Raw genomic sequence first — 19,770 nt, 5'->3', positions numbered from 1 at the left:
AACGAGACGGCCATCGCCTGGCGCGAGATCCTCCGGCGCTGGACGAAGGAGTTCGGCAAGGGCCAGCCGCACGGTCTGGCGCTGACCCGTCAGGGCGTGCCGACGTACGAGCCCAACGACGATGCCGCCAAGGGCGGTTACGTCCTGTTCGAGGCCGACGGCGGTGAGCCCGAGGTCATCCTCATCGCCACCGGCTCGGAAGTACAACTGGCAGTGGCCGCCCGGGAACAACTCCAGGCCGAAGGCATCCGGACCCGAGTCGTTTCCATGCCATCGGTCGAGTGGTTCGAGGAACAGGACCGGGGCTACCGGGACAAGGTCCTGCCGCCGAGCGTGGAAGCGCGTGTCGCGGTGGAGGCCGGTATCGGCCTGACGTGGCACAAGTACGTCGGGGACGCCGGCCGCATCGTTTCCCTGGAGCACTTCGGTGCTTCGGCCGACGGCAAGGTCCTCTTCCGCGAACTCGGCTTCACCGCTGAGGCCGTGGCCGCCGCCGCCCGGGAATCCCTCACCGTCCGCACCGCAGGAGACGCGCTTCCCATGAATGACGACTCGCTCAAGCGTCTCACGGAGGAAGGCGTATCGATCTGGCTGGACGACCTGTCGCGCAAGCGGCTGACGACCGGCAACCTCGCCGAGCTGATCGACCGGCAGCACGTCGTGGGCGTCACCACCAATCCCACGATCTTCCAGCAGGCGATCGGTGACGGCGGCGACTACGCCGACCAGCTCCATGACATGGCCCTGCGCGGTGTCACGGTCTCCGAGGCCGTCCGCCTGCTCACCGCGGCGGACGTGCGGGAGGCCGCCGACGTCCTGCGCCCGGTCTTCGACAGCACCGGCGGCCGGGACGGGTGGGTCTCCATCGAGGTGGACCCCCGGCTCGCACACGCCGCGGACGCGACGATCTCCGATGCCAGGCATCTCGCCTGGCTGATCGACCGTCCCAACGTCCTGATCAAGATTCCGGCCACCAGGGCGGGTCTCCGGGCCATCACCGAGGTCATCGGTCTCGGGATCAGCGTCAACGTCACGCTGATCTTTTCGCTGGAACGCTACCGCGAGGTCGTGGAGGCCTACCTGACGGGCCTGGAGAAGGCGCGCGACAAGGGCCTGGACCTCGACCGGATCCACTCGGTGGCGTCCTTCTTCGTCTCCCGTGTCGACACCGAGATGGACAAGCGGCTGGACGCCCTGGGCACACCGGAGGCCAAGGCGCTGCGCGGCAGGGCCGCCGTCGCAAACGCCCGTCTCGCGTATCAGGCGTACGAGGAGGTCTTCGGCTCCGCCGACGGGGCGACGCCGCCCTCCCCCCGCTGGAGCGCGCTGGAAAGCGCCGACGCCAACAAGCAGCGTCCGCTGTGGGCGTCAACCGGTGTGAAGGATCCGGCGTACAAGGACACGATGTACGTCGACCAGCTGGTGGCGCCGAACACCGTGAACACCATGCCGGAGACCACCCTGAAAGCCGTCGCCGACCACGGTGAGATCACCGGCAACGCCATCACGGGCACCTACGAGCAGGCCCGCGCCGACCTCGACGCGGTCGAGAAGCTGGGCATCTCCTACACCGCCGTCGTCCAAGGGCTGGAGACGGAGGGCATCCACAAGTTCCAGCAGTCCTGGGACACCCTGCTGAGCGCCGTCCGCGGCGCCCGGCCGCGCCGTGACGGAGCCCGGGCGTGACGGCGCCCCGGTGATGACCGGTGACGTCCCCTGTGGTTGCACGCTGGAGCGAGTCGGAGCGACGCTGCGGTCTCTGAGCCCGGCCTGCGCGCAGATCCGGCCCAAGAAGCTGATCAAGGATGGGACCGGTCGCCGCGCCGGCTCGGAGCCTGCTCAGTCGAGACAGAACTCGTTGCCCTCGATGTCCTGCATCACGATGCACGACTCGTTGTCGTCATCGGCAAGCATCGTTCGCACGTGTGCCGCACCGAGCGCAACCAGTCGTGCGCATTCGGCCTCCAGTGTGGCGAGGCGTTCTTCACCCACGAGTCCGGTGCCGGCCCGCACGTCGAGATGCACCCGATTCTTGACGACCTTCCCTTCGGGAACGCGCTGGAAGAGCAGGCGTGGGCCCGCACCCGAGGGATCGCTGCACGCGAAGTAGGTCACCTGATCCTCAGGCGGCAGCGAGCGATGGTAGTCCTCCCAAGTGGCGAATCCCTTCGGGATCGGCGGTAAGACGTACCCCAACACCTCGCACCAGAAACTGGCGAGCCGCGCAGGCTCCGCGCAGTCGAAGGTGACTTGGAACTGCTTGATCGATGACATCGGCGCACCATAGCAAGGGGCTCTGTCGGACGTGACGCAATAAGTGACGCATCATCATACCCCCAGGGGGTAACCGAATGTCGGGCAGGATTGTTCCCGACGGTTCGGGCCCCGCCTCCCGAGCCCGAACCAGCCGGTCGCGCACCATGAGCGGTAGGGCGCCGAGAAGGGAGATCGGGCGGGATGGACGCATGGCAGCCGATGCTGGTCCTCCTCGGTGTGGTCGGGGCCGGTCTGGCCGCCCTGTACGGGCTGGGCCTGTGGCTGGCGGCAGCGCGCGCTCCCCTGGAAACCGGCCCTTTCGCCGGAGGCCTCGAGCCTGGCGAGCACGCCGTGTCCCGGTTCCATGTGCGCTGGTACCCGGTCACCATGATCTTTCTGGCCTTCGACATGGAGATGCTCTTCATGTACCCGTGGGTGAAGGTCGTCTCGGAGGTGGGCACCACGGCCGTCGTGGAGATGTTCCTCTTCCTCGGCATCCTGTTCGCGGCGGTGGCGTACGCCTGGCGTGAGGGGGCTCTGAGGTGGACCTGAGGGGTCTTGTGCGGCGTACGGCGATCAGCCGCCCGGCGGTGCTCGCGGTCACGCTGCCCGGAGCGACGGAACTCCGGCTGGAGGCCGAGGCGGAGGTACGCCGACGGGGGTGGCCCGTAGCCGGCGCTCCAGCCGCCGCGGATCTGCTGGTCGTCTGCGGCGTTCCGGCGCCGGAGGACGCGGAGTGGCTGGACCGCATCGAGCGGTCGATGCCGGAGCCCGCCGTGCGCATCGTGGTGGGGGAGAGCGGGCAGGTCGCACACGCCCTCGGCATGGCGCACAGGGACCTGACGGACAGGGCGGTGACTCCGCGCGGCGGACATGTGGACGACCGGCCGGAAGCCCAGGCGGGCGAGGTCGGCGACCACGAGCACGGCGCGCACCACGGCAGCTCGCCGCCCGCAGCCGGCCCTATGGATCACATGGATCATGACATGCACGCCATGGGAGAGGTGGCAGGCCTGCCGATGGCCGAACGGGCGGACGACCGGGATGAGTTGCGGCTCGACCAGCTGCACGTACCGTTCGGTCCCGCGCTGAGTGACTGGCCCGCGGGGCTCGTTCTCCGTCTCACCCTGCAAGGAGACGTCGTACAGGGCGTCGAGGTGGACCACCTCCCCGTGGTGCCAGGCCATCGACCGCCGTTCTGGGACGAGCCGTGGCTGCGGGCCGCACAGGGCGAGGAGGTCACCAGGGGAGACGCGGCACGCCGACGCTGTGCCGCGCATCTGGACAGTGCGGGACGGCTCCTCGCCGTCGCCGGCTGGGAGGACGCCGCTGTGCGGTGCCGTCGGCTGCGGGACGAGCTGCTGTCGGGGGCGTCGCGCGAGGGGATCGGAGGCGCTCTGCGCAGGACGGTGCACAGGGTCGGGCGGTCCAGGGCCCTGCGCTGGTCGATCGCCGGACTGGGGGAGTTGCCGGAAGGCAGAGCGCGGGCGGCCGGAGTGACCGGACCGGCGCTCGCCGCGGACGGGGACGCGTACGACCGGCTGCTGCTGTGGCTGAACGAGGTCGAGCGCGGCCTCGAAGAGCTCGACGACGCACGGCCGTTGGCGCGGGATGACCGGACCGGCCCACGTGGCCGGCTGGACGGACCGCGGCCGCCGTCGCAAGCGTTGCTCGACGTCCTCCCCGAACTCCTGACCGGCGCCGAGTTCGCGTGCGCACGGATCATCGTGGCCAGCCTGGACCCCGACCTCGACGAACTCGCCCTCGGGCCCGTGCCCGGAGCGGCCCATGCCTGACGCAGCGCCCCTGTGGGCGACCGTCGTCCTTCCTGTCGCCCTGGCCGTGGCCGCCGTGGCCACCGCCGGGTTCGACGCGATGCTGTCCGGGTCGGCCGAGCGCGGTCCCGCCGGGAGTGTCCGGGAGGCCGGGCTGAGGGCGACGGCTCCGTTGCGCGAGGCCCTGCGCCTGCTCGTTCAGCAGCCGCGCCGTACGACGGCCGCCGACCGGCTGCTCGGAAGGCTGGGCGTGGTGCTGGTACCGGTGGCCGCTGTGCTCGCGGGTGCCGTCCTGCCGTGGGGCTTCCGTGCCGTGAGCGATCCGTCCGTCGGCATCGTGTGGTTCAACGCGATGGAGGCCCTGGCCTGGGCGGCGGTATGGCTGGCGGGCTGGGGAGCGAACTCGGCGCTGTCACTGATCGGCGGGTACCGGTTCCTCGCGCAGGGTCTGGCATACGAACTTCCGCACATGTTCGCGATCACCACCGCCGCTCTCGGCGCCGAGTCCCTGCGGGTCGGGGACGTGGTCGCGGCCCAGGACGGACTGTGGTTCGCGGTGTGGATGCCGGCCGCGTTCGTCGTCTATCTGCTGAGCGCGCTCGCGATGGCGTTCTGGGGGCCGTTCGGGCATCCGCTGTCGAGGGACGCGGCCGGTGGGGCCGCCGCCGAGCTGGCGGGTGTGGACCGGCTGGTGTTCCTGGGCGGGCGGTGGCTGCTGCTGGTGGTGACCGCCGGTTTCAGCGTGCCGCTGTTCCTCGGCGGAGGGCACGGACCGTTGCTGCCGGGCTGGGCGTGGACGTTGCTGAAGACCGCGGCGGTGCTGGCGCTACTGGTGGCCGGGCGCCGGCTGCTGCCCATGCTGCGGATGGAGCGGTACATGGAGCCGGCGTGGATGGTGCTGGTGCCGCTGACGCTGCTTCAGGTGCTGTTCGTGGCCGTCGTCGTCCTGAACCGATGAGGAGGTGAGGGCCCTGCTCGACGACGTGATCTTCTGGGCGCTGGCCCTGCCGGCGTTGGCCAGTGGCGTCATGGTGTTCCGGTTCGACTCCATGGCCCGGGCGACGTACGCGCTGCTGACCTCGCTGCTGTGCGTGGGCGGTGAAGTGCTGCTGCTCGGGCTGGACTACCTCGGGGTCGTGATCGTGCTGATGATGACCATCGAGATGGCCATCATGGCCGTGTTCATGGTGATGTACATGATGAACCCGGCGGGGCTCATGCCGATGACCATGGTCCACAACAAGAAGGGTGCGGCCGTCATCTGCGCGGCGGTCTTCACCGCACTCGCGGCCGGCATCCTGCTCACCCCGTGGCCCTCCCGGCGCGGCAGGCCGTCGGACGATCCCACCATGGATCTGGGGCTGTCGCTGATGGGTCCTCAGATGCTCACCATGATGACCCTGGGGCTCGCCCTGTTCGCCACCATCGTCGCCACGGTCGTCCTGGCGACCCGCCGGGGCCGCTACGACCGCTTCGGTGACGACCTGAAAGCGCGGAGGGCCGACGACCCGGTTCAGGGAGGGACGGGCCGATGAGCCTGGAACTGTTCCTGCTGCTCGCCGCCGCGCTGTTCTGCATCGGTCTGTTCGGCGCGCTCACCCAGCAGTCGATCGTGATGCTCATGATGGGGCTCGAACTGATGCTGGGCGGCGTCATCGTCGGCGCCGCGGCCATCTGGCACTACATCGCCCCGGCCGCCGCAGACGGGCAGGTACTGGTGGTCCTCGCAGTCACGGTGATGGCGGTGGAGATGGCCATCGGTTTCGCCGTGGTCACGGCGCTCTTCCGGGCTCGTGAGGTCGACATGACCGACATGGCGGCGGAGCTGAAGGAGTGAGCGCGCTGCTGTGGGCGCTCGTCGCGCTGCCGCTGACCGTGGGGACGCTGCTCGCGCTCGCAGGCCGCCCCGTGGACCGGTACGCCCCTGGTGTCGCGGTCGGCACGGCCGTCGGCGCGCTCGGCCTCGCCGTCGCCGTGGCGTTCGGGCACCCGCGGGTCGAGGCGCCGCTGCTCGAAGGGCTTCCCGCCGGGCTCGCGGTCGACGGGTTGTCGGGTCTCATGGTCGTGACCGTCACGGCGGTGATCGCGGCCGTCCTCCTGTTCAGCGTCGCGGACATCGGACCCGGCGAGGCACGCGCCCGCTTCTTCGGGCTGATGCTGCTGTTCGGTGGCGCGATGCTGACCACGGTCACCGCGACCACGCTGCCGGTCCTGCTGATGGCGTGGGAGGTCATGGGCGCTACCTCCTGGGCGCTGATCGGCTACTGGTGGCGCGACCCCGAGCGCGGCGATGCCGCCACCACGGCCTTCCTCACCACCCGCGCCGCCGACCTCGGTCTTTACCTCGCCGCCGGAGCGGCACTGGCGAGCGGGCAGGCCGGTTCCCTCGCCCTCGAGGACCTCACGGCCACGACCGGCGCGTGGTCCGACACCATCACCGCCGGTGTCATCGCGGCCGCCTTCGGCAAGTCGGCCCAACTGCCGTTCAGCTTCTGGCTGTCCAGGGCCATGCAGGGTCCCAGCCCGGTGTCCGCCCTGCTGCACTCGGCGACCATGGTCGTGGCCGGGGCGTATCTGCTGCTCCGGTCGGAGCCGCTGCTCGCGCAGTCCGGCTGGGGCGGACAGGTGGTGGCGTGGACGGGCGCGGTGACGGCGGTGGTGCTCGGCCTGGTCGCCGTGGCGCAGACCGACCTCAAGCAACTCCTCGCCGCCTCCACCTGCGCCCAGATCGGCTTCATGGTGCTCGCCGCCGGGGCCGGTGCGATCACCGGCGGAACGCTGCAGCTCATCGCCCATGCCGCCGCGAAGAGCCTTGCCTTCCTCGTCGCGGGCGCCTGGCTGACGGCCCTCGGCGCCAAGGCGCTGCCCGTCCTGCGCGGCGCGGCCCGGCGACACCGTACGGCCGGGATCACCTTCACCGTCGCGGCCCTGACTCTGGCAGGAGTCCCGCCCCTGTCCCTGTGGGCGGCCAAGGACGTACTCCTCGCCGGTGCTCTGGAGGACAACGCGGCGCTGTACATCGTCGGGTCGGCCGGTGCGGTGATCTCCGCGGTCTACAGCGTGAAGGCCCTGTGGTTCGTCTGGCAGCCCGTTGCCGTACCGGACGCCCGTGAGCAGCCGCTGCCGTATGCGGCTCGGCTGCCGCTCGCCGCTCTGGCCGTCGCCTGCGCCGCGCTGACCGTCACGTCCTTCCCGCCCGTACGGGACGCGGTGGAGCGGGTGCTCGGCGGCGAGGCGCAACCGAGTCCGTACGTATGGGAGTTCGCCCTGTCCGGCGCGCTGGCGGTGGCCGTCTCGGCCGTGGTCTGGATCCGCGGTCCTCAGCTCCTCGCCCTGCCCAGTGCGATCACCGTCCTGGCGTCGGAGTGGCTTCGCCTGGAGACCGCCGCGCGCACGCTCCTCGTGACCCCGGTACTGCGCCTCGCCGACGCGCTCGCCGCCTTCGACGACCGGGTGCTGGATCGCGCCGTCGAAGGCACCGCCCGCGGGTCGGTCCGGCTGGCGCAGTGGACCGATGCCCAGGCGGAGAGGCTGGTCGACGGCACCGTGGAGGGCGTGGCCGGCGGCGCCCGTGCGCTCGGCCGGTGGGCGCGCCGACCGCAGACCGGGCAAGTGCACCAGTACCTCGCTCAGGCGGTCGCCGCCTTCACCGTCCTCGCCGTCGTCCTCGTCCTCGTGAGGTGACCGCCGTGCTCACGGCCATCGTCCTGCTCCCGACCGCCATGGCGACCCTCCTGCTGTGCCTGCCGCGCAGGGCGCCCCGCACCCTGTTCCTGTCGGCCTGGGCGACGACCACCGCCGCCGAACTGGTACTTACGGTGATCGTCTGGGCGGGACACCGGGCCGACGGCGGCATGCAGTACGAGACGCGTGCCCGCTGGATCCCCAGCGCCGGCATCAGCTACCACGTCGGCGTCGACGGCCTGTCCTTGCCGCTGGTGGCCGTCACGTGCGTACTCTTCCTCGCCTGTGCGGCGTACGCGTGGCGCGAGACGCGAAAGGTGCGGGAGTTCGCGGCGCTGTTCCTGTTCCTGCAGACGACGTGCCTCGGCCTGTTCGTGGCCCTGGACCTGATCCTGTTCTTCGTCTTCTTCGACCTGTCCATCGTGGCGATGTACTTCATCATCGCCGGGTGGGGACACCAGGGCGCCGCCCGCGCCGCGCTGAAGTTCTTCCTCTACACCTTCATCGGCTCCCTCGCCCTGCTGCTCGGCTTCATCGGCCTGTACCTGGCCGCCGACCCGCACACCTTCGACATCGTCGAACTGACCGACGCGAACCCCCTCGCCGGACGCTCCGCCTACGGAGCACTGGTCCTCCTCGCCGTCGCCGTCGGGCTGGCGGTGAAGACCCCGACGGTGCCCTTCCACACCTGGCTGCCGCCCGCCCACACCGACGCTCCGGCCGCCGGGTCGGCGATCCTCGCCGGCGTCCTGCTGAAGATGGGCACGTACGGCTTCCTGCGCATCGCGATGCCCGTCCTGCCCGGCGCCTGGCGCGACTACGCCCTGGTGTTCGTGGTCGTCGGCGTGGTCTCCGTGCTCTACGGAGCACTGGTCGCTCTCGCCCAGACCGACTTCAAGCGGATGGTCGCCTACACCTCCGTGAACCACATGGGCTACATCGTCCTGGCGATCGGCGCGGCCGGGGCCGTCGGCGCGGACCAGGAGGAGGCCCGCCGCCTCGCCATCACCGGCTCGGTCTTCCAGATGGTCAGCCACGGCCTGCTGACCGGGGCGCTGTTCCTGCTGTCCGGCGTGCTGTACGAGCGCGGGCGCACGTACGGGATGTCCGCGTACTCGGGTGTGGCCGGGCGGGCGCCCGTCTTCGCCGCGCTGACCGGCGTCGCCGCCTTCGCCTCGCTCGGGCTGCCCGGCTTCTCCGGCTTCATCGCCGAGTTCCAGATCCTCACCGGGAGCCTCGGGCCCGAGCCGGTCGCCACCGGCCTTGCCGTCCTCGGGATCCTGCTCACCGCGGGCCTGTTCCTGCGCGCACTGCAACAGGTCTTCCTCGGGCCGCTGCGGCTGCCCGCCGCCGCGCCCGGTGCCGGCCGGCCGTTCCCCGACATCCGCCGCCACGAAGGGCTCGCGATCGTCCCCCTGCTGGCCCTGGGGGTCGTCCTCGGTCTCGCACCCCGGTTCGTCCTCGACGTCATCGAACCCGCCTCCCGCGCCGTGCTGGAGCTGCTCGCGCGATGAACGAGATGACCGGGATGAACGAGAACCCCCTCGATCTCCTGCCCGAGGTGCTGCTCGCCGCCTCCGCCGTGCTCGGGCTGCTGCTCGGGGCCTGGCTGCCGCGCCGCCGCCAGTGGCTGACCGGTGCCCTGGCGGGCGCGGCCTGCACCGGGGGGATCGTGGCCGCCGCCATCGCCGCGGCCGGCCCGGTGGAGACGGCCTTCGGTGCGTCCTTCGCCATCGATCCGGTCACCGCCACCAGCAGGATCGTCATCCTGTGCGGCACCCTGCTCGTCCTCGCGCTCGCCATGCCGCGCCTGTACGCCCACCCACGCGAAACCGAGTTCTACGTCCTGCTCCAGCTCGCCGCCGTGGGCGCACTCGTACTCGCCGGAGCCCAGGACCTGCTCCTCCTCGCCGCCGGCTACCTGCTGGCCAGTGTGCCCGCCTACGCGCTCGCCGGATTCCGCAAGGACGGTCCCGGCACCGAAGCGGCCTTGAAGTACTACGTCGTCGGCGCGCTCCTCGGCGTCCTGATGCTCACCGGCATCACCGTCCTGCTCGCCGCCGGCCGGGCGACCGCCTACCCCGTGCTGCGCTCCGAGCTCGCCGAGGCGCCGGCCGGACTGGTGGCGGTCGGCACGCTCGCCCTGCTCGCCGGTGTCCTGTTCAAGGCCGGAGGCGTGCCCGGACACTTCTGGGTACCGGACGCCGTCCAGGGCAGCTCGGCCCCGGTCGCCGCCTTCCTCACGACCATCCCGAAGGTCGGCGCCCTGGCGGCCCTCTACCGGCTCGGCGCGGTGCCGCTGGCGGACGCCGACCTGCCCTGGGCCGACCTGGTGGCGGTCCTCTCGGTCGCCTCCATGACCCTGGGCAACCTGGCGGCCTTCTTCCAGCAGGACGTCAAACGGCTGCTCGCGTACTCCACCGTCAGCCAGGTCGGCTACCTCCTGCTCCCGGTGGCCGTCGCAGGACGCACCGACCTCGACCAGGAGGCGCTGCTGTACTACCTGGCCGGGTACGCGCTGACCAACCTCGGGGCCTTCGCCGTCGTCTGCGCACTCCCCGGAGCCCACACCATCGACGACTACCGGGGCTTGGCAGGGGCGCACCCGGCCCTGCTGGGCTCGCTCGTCGTCTGCCTGCTGGGCCTGGTGGGCACGCCTCCGACCGCGGTCTTCCTCGGCAAACTGGAGGCCTTCAGCGCGGCCTTCGACGGCGACTACGCCTGGCTGGCCGTCGTCGCAGCCGTCAACACCGTCGCGTCCCTCTTCTACTACCTGCGCTGGATCGCCCCGGCGTTCCTCGCGCGCGGACCCGCGGGCGACTCCCGTACGACGTCACGGACGGCCGCTGTGATCGCCTACGGTGCGGCGGCCGGATCCGTCGTTCTGGGACTGCTCGGAGGGACCGTCCTCGACGTACTGGGCGGTCCGCTCGCGCCCTGACCGCGCAGGCCGTGTCGCCGCCGCAAGCAGACGATCATGGGCGGTGGAAATCTGATCCGCTAAGCCCTGTCCGCCCGGTCATGTGAGTCGGGTGGTCCTTCCGCGGCGCCGAGGACCCGGAGGACCGTGGTGCGGAGCGCGGTCTCGGCCTCGGTGCTCGTCATGCGGCCGGAACCGACCTCGTCACCGGCCGCATGGCCGAGGGCGACCGTCATGGTCACCAGCCAGCGCGGAGGCAGTCCCGGAGCGAACTCACCCGCGCGCTGGCCACGTTCGACGAGACGGGTCAGCCGCTCGGCGACAGGTTCGTGGCGTGCCTGCTCCCCGTCCCCCGGGGTGCCGGCCGGAGCCGCCTGGAGCAGCGGCGCGTTGTCCTCGAACGACCGCCAGGAGGCGTCGAGAAACCTGAGAAGCGCGGCTCTGGCCGGTCCTTCATCGAGTGCGGCGGCGTCCATCGCGGCGACGGCGTCCTCGGTGATTCGGTCGACGGCGGCCACGAGGAGCGCGTCGCGCGACGAGAAGTGGGCGTAGACCGTCTGCCGGGTCACCCCCGCCGCCGCCGCGATGGCCTCCATGCCCGCATCCGGGCGCTGTCGCAGCAGGCGGACCGCCGCGTCGAGGATGGCGGCTCTGCTGCGCTCGGCATCGGCGCGGCGCCGGCGGCGTGGTTCTCCCGAGGAAGTCATCTCTTACAGCCTTGTCTAAGGTATCGAGGGGCTTATATCTTACAAGCCTGTCAAAGATCGTGATCGGGCTGCGGCCTCTCCGTCATGCCCTTCCTCGCCGGCCTCACCAGATCGGAGCGCCATGGAACCCTTCACCGGCACCACCCCTGAGCGGTTCGTCTCGGAATTCTTCACCTCTCTCACCGAGTCCACGGTCCGGGGGGACACCCCGGAATCGGTGATGGCCCGCCACTTCACGCCGGACATCGTCCAGTTCAGCGATGGGATCCGACTCGAACACGACCGGCTCCTCGCTCATCTGCGACCGGTGCGCAAGAACGTGGTCGGCTGGCGGTTCGAGGTGCACGAGGCCATCGCGGACGGTAACCGGATCGCCGCCCGGCTCACGATCCACGCGCGGACGCGCAAGGGCGGCGCCACCGCGACCGAAGTGCACCTCCTCGGGGAGTTCACCGACGACGGACGCATGCGCCGGGCCCACCAGCTCACCAGAACCCTCCCCCCGGCACCGGCCGATGCGGGCGGGCGAGCCTGATGCCCGCCCGGCCCGAACTCGCCCCTGCGTGCACCCGTCCGCCACAGACCATGCGGGTCCGGCTCATCCAAGGACTCTCCCTGCTGTCCACCGGTCTGCTCGCCGGCGCGTTCGGCTACGGCGCCGCCAACCTCGTCCCGACGTTCAACTCCGTGCCCATCGGCATGCGGCTCGACTTCCACACCGAGTTGATGAGGATGAACGGGATCACCGTGCAGGGCGCGATGGCGGTCTCGACTCTCAGTTCCTTCACCCTTGCCGTGCTGACCCGCGCCCGGGCCCGCGCCCTCGCAGGTGTGGCGTGCACCCTGACCCTCGCGTCTTTCCTGATCACCCGGTTCGGGAACGTCCCGATCAACGGCCGCATCAAGCAGTGGGCCGCCACCGCTCCACCGGCCGACCACATGGAGATCCTGCGCCGCTGGGAGCTGTTCAACAACGCCCGCACGCTCAGCGCCGTCGCCGCCTTCGTGATCCTTGCCGTCCTCGTCCTCGGGCCGACCGCAGCCGGGCGACGACGGGTTCGCTGACGGGGCCACGCCGTGAGAGTAGCGCCAGGAAACCCGCGCTGACCTCCGTGAATGGAACGTTTTCCGCGCACAAAGATGCGTCAGCTCGTCGTTGACCGCCACTCCTCGGCGGGGTCAGGGTGAGGGAGCCGGACCGGATGTCTGACACCCCTTTTCCGGTCCCGCTTTTCCGGTCCTTTTTCCGGTCATCGAACTGAGCGCAGGAGGTCGTGATGCTCCACACGGACACCCGTGAAGCCACCGAGTGCGGGGAGCACGAAGCGGCTGCCGCCACCAACGAGCTGTTCTTCCAGCGGTGCCTCTGGTGCGGCACCCCCGCCTACCGCCGGTCGTTCTGCCGGGCCTGCGGATCCACGGCCTTCCGACGCGAGCGCAGCGCCGGCGCCGGAGCCGTCGTCCGCCGAACCGGCCACGCTCCGCATCACACGTGGTTCGTCGCGATGGACGAAGGCTTCAACCTGCTCTGCCAGGTCACGGGGACGGAGCCGGTCGTAGTCGGGATCGGCGCCAGGGTGAGGGTCCTACGGACGGCCGCCCCTGTCGGTCAGGGCCTGCCCGTCGTCGAGCTCACCCACCCGGCGACGTCTTCGGAGCGCTGGTGGTGAGGGCTGACCGCTCGGACGGAGCGGTGTTCGCAGGCCGGTACGACGAGAGAGGAGGGTGCGTGGGCACCCAGGACGACGCGCCGGACGAACGAGCCGGCACCGGCCGCGAAGGTGCGGGGCGCGGTGCGCTGGAAGGGCTGCGCATCGCCGACTTCTCCCGGGTTCTCGCAGGGCCCTACGCCACGATGCTCCTCGCCGATCTCGGCGCCGAGGTGGTGAAGGTGGAGAGGCCGGGCGCCGGGGACGAGACCAGGGCCTGGCACCCGCCGGCGGACCACGACGGCACCTCCACGTACTTCCTGGGCGTGAACCGGAACAAGAAGTCCGTCGCCCTGGACCTCACGACCGAGGCCGGTCTGGAACAGGCCCGTGCCCTGGTCGCCGAGTCCGACGTGCTGGTGGAGAACTTCCGTCCCGGCACGATGGAGCGGCTGGGGCTCGGTCCTCGCGAACTGCGCGCCCGGCATCCCGGGTTGGTCTACTGCTCGATCAGTGGCTTCGGCAGCGGTGCGGGCGCGGCGATCCCCGGATACGACCTGCTCGTGCAGGCCGTCGGCGGTCTGATGAGCGTGACCGGAGACGCGGCCGGGGAGCCGGTGAAGGCCGGCGTGGCACTCGTCGATGTGATCACCGGCCTGCACGCCTCGCTGGGCATCCTGGCGGCCCTCCGGCACCGGGACGCCACCGGGGAGGGCCAGTTGGTCGAGGTGAACCTGCTCGGCTCGCTGCTGTCGGCCATGGTCAACCAGGCGTCGGCGTTCGCCGTCGCCGGCGTGGTGCCGGGCCGCCTGGGCAACGCGCACCCCAGCATCGCCCCGTACGAGACCTTCCCGGCCGCCGATCGCCCGATCGCGATCGCGGTGGGCAACGACCGGCAGTTCGCGGCGCTCGCCGAGGTCGTCGGTGATCCCGGCCTCGCGCTGGACGACCGCTTCCGCACCAACGCCGACCGCGTCGCCCACCGCGCCGAACTCAGGGACCTGCTGACCGAACGGCTGGGCGTCGCCGACGCCGACCACTGGTCGGCCGTCCTGCTGGCCGCGGGCGTGCCCGCCGGACCGGTCAACACCCTCGACGAGGCATTCGCCTTCGCGGCGGAGCTCGGCCTTCCCGGCATCGTCGACATCCCCGCCGCACCCGCCGACGGGGCGGAGGGCAGGCCCTTCCGTCAGGTCGCGAGCCCCATCGCGCTGAGCGGCACGCCCGCGCAGTACCGCCTGCCGCCGCCACGTCTTGGTCAGCACACCGCGGACGTCCTCGACCGTCTTTCCGACTCCGCCACCGAACCGGAGGGATCGGTCACATGACCGATCCCCGCCCCGACACCAGCCCCCCGGGTCTCACCCACCACCATCACCGCCAGGAGCCCACGATGAGCCGCAAGCCGCTGAAGGACCCGCTCGACCTGCTCGACTTCTCCTCCACTCTCACCGACGAGGAACGGGAGATCCAGTCCACCGTCGCCAAGTTCCTCGCCGACCGGGTGCGCCCGCACCTCGGCGAATGGTTCGAGAACGCGCACTTCGCCCGCGAACTCGCCCCTGAACTCGGCAAGTTGGGCGTACTCGGCATGCATCTGGAGGGCTACGGCTGCGCCGGCACCAACGCCGTCTCCTACGGCCTGGCCTGCCTGGAACTGGAGGCGGCGGACTCCGGTTTCCGGAGCTTCGTCTCCGTGCAGGGATCGCTGTCGATGTTCTCCATCTGGAAGTGGGGTTCTGAGGAGCAGAAGCTTCAGTGGCTGCCCCGGCTCGCCGCCGGTGAGGCGATCGGCTGCTTCGGCCTGACCGAGCCCGACTTCGGCAGCAACCCCGCCGGGATGCGCACTCGCGCCGTCCGCGACGGCGGCGACTGGATCCTGAACGGCTCCAAGATGTGGATCACCAATGGCGGCATCGCCGACGTGGCCACCGTCTGGGCGCAGACCGAGGACGGCGTCCGTGGCTTCCTCGTGCCGCGTGGCACCCCCGGCTTCACCACGCAGGACATCAAGCAGAAGATGTCGCTGCGCGCCTCGGTCACCTCCGAGCTGTACTTCGACAACGTACGGCTGCCGGAATCGGCGCGGCTGCCGCTGGCGGAGGGCCTGCGCGGACCGCTGTCCTGCCTGAACGAGGCCCGCTTCGGCATCCTGTTCGGCGCGGTCGGCGCCGCCCGTGACTCCCTCCAGGCGGCCATCGAGTACGCCGACTCCCGCGTGCAGTTCGACAAGCCGATCAGCGCCTTCCAGCTCACCCAGAAGAAGCTCGCCGACATGAGCGTGTCCCTGGGCAACGCCGCACTGCTCGCCGTCCATCTGGGCCGGCTCAAGGACCAGCACCGCATCCGGCCCGAGCAGATCAGCGTCGGCAAGCTCAACAACGTGCGGGAGGCGATCGCCATCGCGCGCGAATGCCGCACCGTGCTGGGGGCCAACGGCATCTCCCTGGATTACTCGCCGCTGCGCCACGCCAACAACCTGGAGTCGGTGATGACCTACGAAGGCACCAACGAGATGCACACGCTGGTCGTCGGCCAGGCGATCACCGGATTCCCGGCGTTCCGCTGACCGCCCCGGCTGAAGGAGGACGCGTGCGCCGGGGCCCTGCGGCGGATGGCTGTCCCGCCGGAGGCGGCACTGCGATGCGCCGCGGCGTGGGCGGAGGCCACCGGTTCGCTGTTCGGTCTCCACCCCGACCCGCCGCCCCGTGCGGATAGCCAGCGGGAGCCCCTCGGCCTGCGTTGCGTGCATTGAGCAGGCCGGGGTGCCCCCGCGGGCCCGTCAACCGGTCGTCATGCGGCCAGGCGCCGGAAGCGGCTGCCGTGGAAGACCAATGGCGCACGCTCGGGTTCGGCCTTCAGGCCGTGGATCTCCAGCACGACGATGGTGTGGTCCCCTCCGGGGAACTCCGCGTGGAGCGAGCAGTCCAACCAGAGGTTGGCACGGCGGATGTACACGCTGCCGTCCTCGCCGGCCTCCCAGTCGACGTCCGCGAACCGGTCCCCGCCCTTTCCGGCCAGTGAGCGGCAGACCAGGTCCTGCCCCTCGGCCAGCACGCTCAGGCCCAGACGGCTCTGCCTGCGCAACCTCGGCCAGGTCGAGGAGGTGTCCTGGACACAGACCGACACCAGCGGGGGGTCGAGGGAGACCGGGGTGAACGTACTCGCGGCCATGCCCACCGGCGTCCCGGAGTCGAGCGCGCACAGGGCTGTCACTCCGGACGGGAAACAGCCGAACGCCTGGCGCAGCACGGCGGGATCCATCGGTGTCGCGACGAGCGGGCTCATCCGGTGACCTCCTGACCCGACAGGACCGCGCCCAGGCGACGCATCGAGCCGTTGTTCCCTGCCACATGCTGGGAGACACAGCGGACATCGCGCCAGCGACGCTGCAGGGGGCTGGAGCTGTAGAGCCCGGAGCTGCCCGACAGCGTCATGACCTCGTTGAGTATCCGGATGCCCTCGTGATGGATGTGCTGATGGCTGCCGGTGTAGCCGAACCACTCGGCCGGGGTGGGCTCCTCTCCCGCCAGGGTCCGGTCCATGACCGTACGGCCGGTCCGCTCCAGCAGGGCGTTGAGCGCCGCCGTACGCAGGTACAGCTCCGCGAACGCCTCCTGGAACACCGGATCCTCACCGATGACGACCCTCGGGTCGAACGCCGGCCGCTTGGTGGCGGCCAGTTCGGCCAAGTCGCCCAGCGCACCCTCCAGACAGCCGACGATGACGGCGTCGTGCGAGGCGCCCGTGGCCGTGTACGGCAGGTCGTAGAAGGGGGCGGGGATGTTGTTGCCGCCCATCAGAGGGCCCGTGAAGCGCTCCGGCACGAAGACGTCGTCCATGGTGAAGTCGGTGCTCTGCGTGGCACGCAGGCCCACCGCGTCCCACGTGTCGAGGAAGGTCACGTGCTCTGGGCGGATCAGCGCGACGCGCATGTCGGGGCGCCCGTCGGGCAGCGGGGGCGCGCCCTCGACCACGAAGCCCGCGAGCATCCAGTCCGGGCTGAACGAGCCGCTGGCCAGCGGCCAGCGGCCACTGATCCGGTAGCCGCCCGCCACCGGCGTCGCCGTCCCCTTCGGGGCGATCGCCCCACGGAGCATCAGGTCGGCGCCGTCGCCGAAGACCTCTGTCTCGAGCGTCTCCCGCGGCAGCGACCGCACGAAGAACCAGGCCATCGAGGCGGCCTGAACGGTCCAGCCGGTCGAGCCGTCGGCCCGGGAGATCTCCCGGATCACCCGTGCGCTCTCCACCAGGTCGAGCTGCGAGCCGCCCCATGCCGTGGGCAGGCTCATGCGGAACACGCCGGCATGGCGCAGGGCCGTGATGATCTCCGCGGGAACCGACCGGGCCGCCTCGGCCTCGGCCGACCGTGCCGCGATCTCGGACAGGTGCGCGCGGACACGGCCGAGCAGGCTGTCGTCGGTTGCCCGATCGGAGGGTGCGGGGGGCTGGAGCAATGTCGTCATGATGTGTCCTTGTACGTGGCCGCGGTCGGAGACGACCGCCGATGGCTGAAGGGGGAATCCCGGGTGTCGCTGGCTGCGGAACGTTGTGGCGAAGCACCTTCCGGGCCGTGCGGGGCGGTCCGGGAGGTCGGCACTGCCGCTCCCGCGTGAGGCGCAGGGCGGTCCGAGAGCCGCCGACGCGTCCCGTTCGCTGCCCGAATGATGTGGGGCGGAGCACAGGCGCTGCTTGTATGCGGGGGCACAGGTTTTTGCTTGGGTGAGAACAGCTCCCGGCCGGCCACAGCGGCGGAACGTCCCGCACAAATGGCCGGTCGCAGAGCGGGTCGAATATCGCCCGGAGCGTCCTACACTCCGGCCAGGAGGAGGGCCATATGCCCCGGATGACGACGCCGAGCGATGCCACGGCCGGCGAGCGACTGGAATCCTGGCGGGACGCCGTCAGCCGGAGTCTCGTCCCCATGGCGGTCCTGCCACGCGAGTGCTCCGACTTCCGCGCATCGCTGCACGCCGCGCAGGTGGGCCAAGTACAGATGTCGGTCATCACGGCCGAACCGCACAGCGTCGCGCGCACCCGACGCCACATCGCCTCCGACGCGCCCGACCTCCTCCAGCTCACGCTGCAGCTCAGCGGGCAGGGAGTGCTCACCCAGAAAGATCGTCAGGCCCAGGTGCGCCCGGGGGAAATGGTCGTCTACGACACCCGCTCGCCCTTCACCTACGACCTGCGGCAGTCCCACACCGGCCTCGTCCTGATGTTCCCCCGCGCCATGCTGCGCATCACGGAGCGTGATCTGGCGCGGGTGACGGCGAGACCGGTGCCGTGCCGCGACGGGCTCGGCAAAGTCGTACAGCCCCTCCTGTACGGGCTGGCGCGGCAGATGGGACACCTGGAGTCCTCCGGCACGCCCCGGCTCGCCGACCACGTGGTCGGCCTGATCGGAGCCCTGCTCGCGGAGCAGGCAGGGGCGGACCGGACAACCGGGGAGGACGGCCCGGACGTGCTCACCCAGCGCGTCCTCGACTACATGGAGGAGCGGCTCACCGACCCCGGGCTGAGCCCCGAAGGCATCGCGACCGCCCACCGCATCTCCCGCCGCTACCTGTACAAGTTGCTGGCCGCACAGGGACACACCGTCTCGGGCTGGATCCGGGAACAGCGTCTGGAACGGTGCCGCCGCGACCTCGCCGATCCGGCCATGGACCACCTTCCGGTCGGCGCCATCGGCGGACGCTGGGGCTTTTCCGACCCGGCCCACTTCAGCCACGCCTTCAAAGCGGCCTACGGCATGAGCCCACGGGCTGCGCGGGCGGCTGGTCGACGGCGTCAGCGGCCGTAGTGGTTCGGGGCGGCCGGCGCCCTCAGGCCGCCTGGTAGTCGAAGAACCCCTGCCCCGACTTGCGGCCCAGCAGGCCCGATTCGACCATGCGGCGCAGCAGCGGCGGCGGGGCGTACAGCGGTTCGCGGTACTCCTCGTACAGGGCCTCGCCTATCGCCGCCACCGTGTCCAGGCCGATGAGGTCGGCGAGGCGCAGCGGGCCCATGGGATGGGCGCAGCCGGCGGTCATGGCCGTGTCGATGTCCTGGGCCGTCGCGGCGCCGGAACCGACCATGCGCACCGCTGCCAACAGGTAGGGAATCAGCAGGGAGTTGACCACGAATCCTGCGCGGTCCTCGGTGACGATCGTCTTCTTGCCCAGGGTCTCGGCGGCGAAGGCGCGTACGCGCTGTTCCGTGGCCTTGGAGGTGTGCATCGAGGGGATCACCTCGACCAGCGGCATGGCAGGGACCGGGTTGAAGAAGTGCAGGCCCACCACCGCCTGAGGACGTCCGGTCACGGCCGCGAGCCGGGCGATGGGGATCGAGGAGGTGTTGCTGGCCAGCACGGCGGACGGGTTGGTGAGCACCTTGTCCAACTGCTGGAACAGCTCTGTCTTGGCCCGCTCGTCCTCGACGGCGGCTTCGATCACCAGATCGGCGCCGGACAGCCGGGAGAGGTCGGCGGTGACCGAGATTCCTGCGAGGGCGTGGGCGCGGTCTTCCGGGCCGATGGCGCCGTGCTTCTCCGCCTTGAGCAGTGAGTCGGCGACGCCCGTCAGCCCGGCGCGGGCCCTGTCCTCGGTGACGTCGCACAAGGTGACGTGCAGCCCGGCCCGGGCGCAGACCTCGGTGATGCCCCGGCCCATCTGCCCGGCGCCGACGACGCCCACGTGCTTGATCGATGTCATGTGCTCCTCCGCCTGTTCCCGTGTCCGACGGCGGTTTGCCGACGCCGTGACGGCCTGTGCCGCGGTGTCGAGACTAGGCCGGGAACA

20 protein-coding genes are annotated in these 19,770 nt (G+C 70.8%); 15 read left to right on the top strand and 5 right to left on the bottom strand.

Translation table 11 applies throughout. The features are described from left to right. The first annotated feature begins 96 nt into the window (after window positions 1-96). Window positions 97-1,686, top strand: coding sequence for a transaldolase (gene tal, locus ACZ3I3_RS23515; protein ID WP_467368046.1), 1,590 nt, complete (start codon window positions 97-99; stop codon window positions 1,684-1,686). Window positions 1,687-1,839: 153 nt separating this feature from the next. Here the strand turns inward: tal and ACZ3I3_RS23510 are convergent, their stop codons facing one another. After that, on the bottom strand, window positions 1,840-2,274 hold the full coding sequence (locus ACZ3I3_RS23510) for a VOC family protein (RefSeq protein ID WP_467368024.1): 435 nt from the start codon (window positions 2,272-2,274) through the stop codon (window positions 1,840-1,842). Window positions 2,275-2,457: 183 nt separating this feature from the next. Between ACZ3I3_RS23510 and ACZ3I3_RS23505 the strand changes: the two genes are divergently transcribed. From ACZ3I3_RS23505 to ACZ3I3_RS23470, 8 genes are read left to right on the top strand one after another with little or no spacing between them, the layout of a single operon-like run. Next, window positions 2,458-2,808: an NADH-quinone oxidoreductase subunit A gene (locus ACZ3I3_RS23505; protein ID WP_467368022.1), complete on the top strand. Its 351-nt coding sequence runs from the start codon at window positions 2,458-2,460 to the stop codon at window positions 2,806-2,808. Then, entirely contained in the window at window positions 2,799-4,052 is a 1,254-nt protein-coding gene (locus tag ACZ3I3_RS23500; protein WP_467368021.1) for a hypothetical protein, read from the top strand. Before ACZ3I3_RS23505 ends, ACZ3I3_RS23500 begins: the two co-directional genes overlap by 10 nt. Next, window positions 4,045-4,989, top strand: a complete 945-nt coding sequence (locus tag ACZ3I3_RS23495; protein WP_467368019.1) for an NADH-quinone oxidoreductase subunit H — start codon at window positions 4,045-4,047, stop codon at window positions 4,987-4,989. The genes ACZ3I3_RS23500 and ACZ3I3_RS23495 overlap by 8 nt, the downstream gene beginning before the upstream one ends. A 13-nt stretch (window positions 4,990-5,002) precedes the next feature. Continuing rightward, a complete protein-coding gene (locus ACZ3I3_RS23490; protein WP_467368044.1) occupies window positions 5,003-5,566 on the top strand; it encodes an NADH-quinone oxidoreductase subunit J in 564 nt (187 codons plus the stop codon). Then, the gene (nuoK, locus tag ACZ3I3_RS23485) at window positions 5,563-5,868 is read left to right on the top strand and encodes an NADH-quinone oxidoreductase subunit NuoK (RefSeq protein ID WP_467368017.1); all 306 of its coding nucleotides are present in this window, start codon (window positions 5,563-5,565) and stop codon (window positions 5,866-5,868) included. Before ACZ3I3_RS23490 ends, nuoK begins: the two co-directional genes overlap by 4 nt. Then, window positions 5,865-7,715 (top strand): NADH-quinone oxidoreductase subunit 5 family protein, encoded by a 1,851-nt coding sequence (locus ACZ3I3_RS23480; protein ID WP_467368015.1) that lies wholly within the window; start codon window positions 5,865-5,867, stop codon window positions 7,713-7,715. Before nuoK ends, ACZ3I3_RS23480 begins: the two co-directional genes overlap by 4 nt. 5 nt (window positions 7,716-7,720) lie before the next feature. Next, window positions 7,721-9,229 carry a complex I subunit 4 family protein gene (locus ACZ3I3_RS23475; RefSeq protein WP_467368013.1) on the top strand — a complete coding sequence of 503 codons (1,509 nt, stop codon included), beginning with the start codon at window positions 7,721-7,723 and terminating at the stop codon, window positions 9,227-9,229. A gap of 5 nt (window positions 9,230-9,234) precedes the next feature. Further along, a complete protein-coding gene (locus ACZ3I3_RS23470) occupies window positions 9,235-10,656 on the top strand; it encodes an NADH-quinone oxidoreductase subunit N (protein ID WP_467368042.1) in 1,422 nt (473 codons plus the stop codon). 59 nt (window positions 10,657-10,715) lie between these two features. On the opposite strand, the gene ACZ3I3_RS23465 is transcribed toward ACZ3I3_RS23470, so the two are convergent. Continuing rightward, the gene (locus tag ACZ3I3_RS23465; RefSeq protein WP_467368011.1) at window positions 10,716-11,342 is read right to left on the bottom strand and encodes a TetR/AcrR family transcriptional regulator; all 627 of its coding nucleotides are present in this window, start codon (window positions 11,340-11,342) and stop codon (window positions 10,716-10,718) included. 121 nt (window positions 11,343-11,463) lie between these two features. Here ACZ3I3_RS23465 and ACZ3I3_RS23460 point away from each other — a divergent pair, with 121 nt between their 5' ends. The 5 genes from ACZ3I3_RS23460 to ACZ3I3_RS23440 all read left to right on the top strand — a co-directional run bounded on the left by ACZ3I3_RS23460 (window position 11,464) and on the right by ACZ3I3_RS23440 (window position 15,560). Further along, complete coding sequence (locus tag ACZ3I3_RS23460; RefSeq protein ID WP_467368010.1) at window positions 11,464-11,877, top strand: nuclear transport factor 2 family protein; 414 nt, start codon at window positions 11,464-11,466, stop codon at window positions 11,875-11,877. Between the two features lie 50 nt (window positions 11,878-11,927). Beyond that, a complete protein-coding gene (locus ACZ3I3_RS23455) occupies window positions 11,928-12,407 on the top strand; it encodes an anthrone oxygenase family protein (RefSeq protein WP_467368009.1) in 480 nt (159 codons plus the stop codon). A gap of 212 nt (window positions 12,408-12,619) precedes the next feature. Continuing rightward, window positions 12,620-13,012, top strand: coding sequence for a Zn-ribbon domain-containing OB-fold protein (locus ACZ3I3_RS23450; RefSeq protein WP_467368007.1), 393 nt, complete (start codon window positions 12,620-12,622; stop codon window positions 13,010-13,012). 59 nt (window positions 13,013-13,071) lie between these two features. After that, complete coding sequence (locus tag ACZ3I3_RS23445; protein ID WP_467368005.1) at window positions 13,072-14,319, top strand: CaiB/BaiF CoA transferase family protein; 1,248 nt, start codon at window positions 13,072-13,074, stop codon at window positions 14,317-14,319. Between the two features lie 65 nt (window positions 14,320-14,384). Further along, window positions 14,385-15,560: an acyl-CoA dehydrogenase family protein gene (locus ACZ3I3_RS23440; protein WP_467368040.1), complete on the top strand. Its 1,176-nt coding sequence runs from the start codon at window positions 14,385-14,387 to the stop codon at window positions 15,558-15,560. 224 nt (window positions 15,561-15,784) lie between these two features. On the opposite strand, the gene ACZ3I3_RS23435 is transcribed toward ACZ3I3_RS23440, so the two are convergent. Further along, window positions 15,785-16,279: a flavin reductase family protein gene (locus tag ACZ3I3_RS23435; RefSeq protein ID WP_467368003.1), complete on the bottom strand. Its 495-nt coding sequence runs from the start codon at window positions 16,277-16,279 to the stop codon at window positions 15,785-15,787. After that, window positions 16,276-17,457: an acyl-CoA dehydrogenase family protein gene (locus ACZ3I3_RS23430; RefSeq protein ID WP_467368001.1), complete on the bottom strand. Its 1,182-nt coding sequence runs from the start codon at window positions 17,455-17,457 to the stop codon at window positions 16,276-16,278. Before ACZ3I3_RS23430 ends, ACZ3I3_RS23435 begins: the two co-directional genes overlap by 4 nt. A gap of 371 nt (window positions 17,458-17,828) precedes the next feature. Between ACZ3I3_RS23430 and ACZ3I3_RS23425 the strand changes: the two genes are divergently transcribed. Then, the gene (locus tag ACZ3I3_RS23425) at window positions 17,829-18,794 is read left to right on the top strand and encodes an AraC-like ligand-binding domain-containing protein (protein WP_467367999.1); all 966 of its coding nucleotides are present in this window, start codon (window positions 17,829-17,831) and stop codon (window positions 18,792-18,794) included. A 22-nt stretch (window positions 18,795-18,816) separates the two neighbouring features. Here the strand turns inward: ACZ3I3_RS23425 and ACZ3I3_RS23420 are convergent, their stop codons facing one another. Next, window positions 18,817-19,683, bottom strand: a complete 867-nt coding sequence (locus ACZ3I3_RS23420) for a 3-hydroxybutyryl-CoA dehydrogenase (protein ID WP_467367997.1) — start codon at window positions 19,681-19,683, stop codon at window positions 18,817-18,819. Window positions 19,684-19,770: the final 87 nt, after the last annotated feature.

This window comes from Streptomyces sp. NPDC016851, from assembly GCF_055562795.1.
Note: the sequence above shows the minus strand (reverse complement) of the source record. Positions and strands in the feature narration are given on the sequence as shown.

Excerpts from the sequence above, each read along its gene's own strand:
- ACZ3I3_RS23470 (WP_467368042.1), top strand. The coding sequence starts at position 9,235 with ATGACCGGGATGAACGAGAACCCCCTCGATCTCCTGCCCGAGGTGCTG.
- ACZ3I3_RS23425 (WP_467367999.1), top strand. The coding sequence starts at position 17,829 with ATGCCCCGGATGACGACGCCGAGCGATGCCACGGCCGGCGAGCGACTG.
- ACZ3I3_RS23435 (WP_467368003.1), bottom strand. The coding sequence starts at position 16,279 with ATGAGCCCGCTCGTCGCGACACCGATGGATCCCGCCGTGCTGCGCCAG.
- ACZ3I3_RS23505 (WP_467368022.1), top strand. The coding sequence starts at position 2,458 with ATGGACGCATGGCAGCCGATGCTGGTCCTCCTCGGTGTGGTCGGGGCC.
- ACZ3I3_RS23495 (WP_467368019.1), top strand. The coding sequence starts at position 4,045 with ATGCCTGACGCAGCGCCCCTGTGGGCGACCGTCGTCCTTCCTGTCGCC.
- ACZ3I3_RS23455 (WP_467368009.1), top strand. The coding sequence starts at position 11,928 with ATGCGGGTCCGGCTCATCCAAGGACTCTCCCTGCTGTCCACCGGTCTG.
- ACZ3I3_RS23430 (WP_467368001.1), bottom strand. The coding sequence starts at position 17,457 with ATGACGACATTGCTCCAGCCCCCCGCACCCTCCGATCGGGCAACCGAC.
- ACZ3I3_RS23450 (WP_467368007.1), top strand. The coding sequence starts at position 12,620 with ATGCTCCACACGGACACCCGTGAAGCCACCGAGTGCGGGGAGCACGAA.
- ACZ3I3_RS23510 (WP_467368024.1), bottom strand. The coding sequence starts at position 2,274 with ATGTCATCGATCAAGCAGTTCCAAGTCACCTTCGACTGCGCGGAGCCT.
- ACZ3I3_RS23420 (WP_467367997.1), bottom strand. The coding sequence starts at position 19,683 with ATGACATCGATCAAGCACGTGGGCGTCGTCGGCGCCGGGCAGATGGGC.
- ACZ3I3_RS23465 (WP_467368011.1), bottom strand. The coding sequence starts at position 11,342 with ATGACTTCCTCGGGAGAACCACGCCGCCGGCGCCGCGCCGATGCCGAG.
- ACZ3I3_RS23440 (WP_467368040.1), top strand. The coding sequence starts at position 14,385 with ATGAGCCGCAAGCCGCTGAAGGACCCGCTCGACCTGCTCGACTTCTCC.
- ACZ3I3_RS23460 (WP_467368010.1), top strand. The coding sequence starts at position 11,464 with ATGGAACCCTTCACCGGCACCACCCCTGAGCGGTTCGTCTCGGAATTC.
- nuoK (WP_467368017.1), top strand. The coding sequence starts at position 5,563 with ATGAGCCTGGAACTGTTCCTGCTGCTCGCCGCCGCGCTGTTCTGCATC.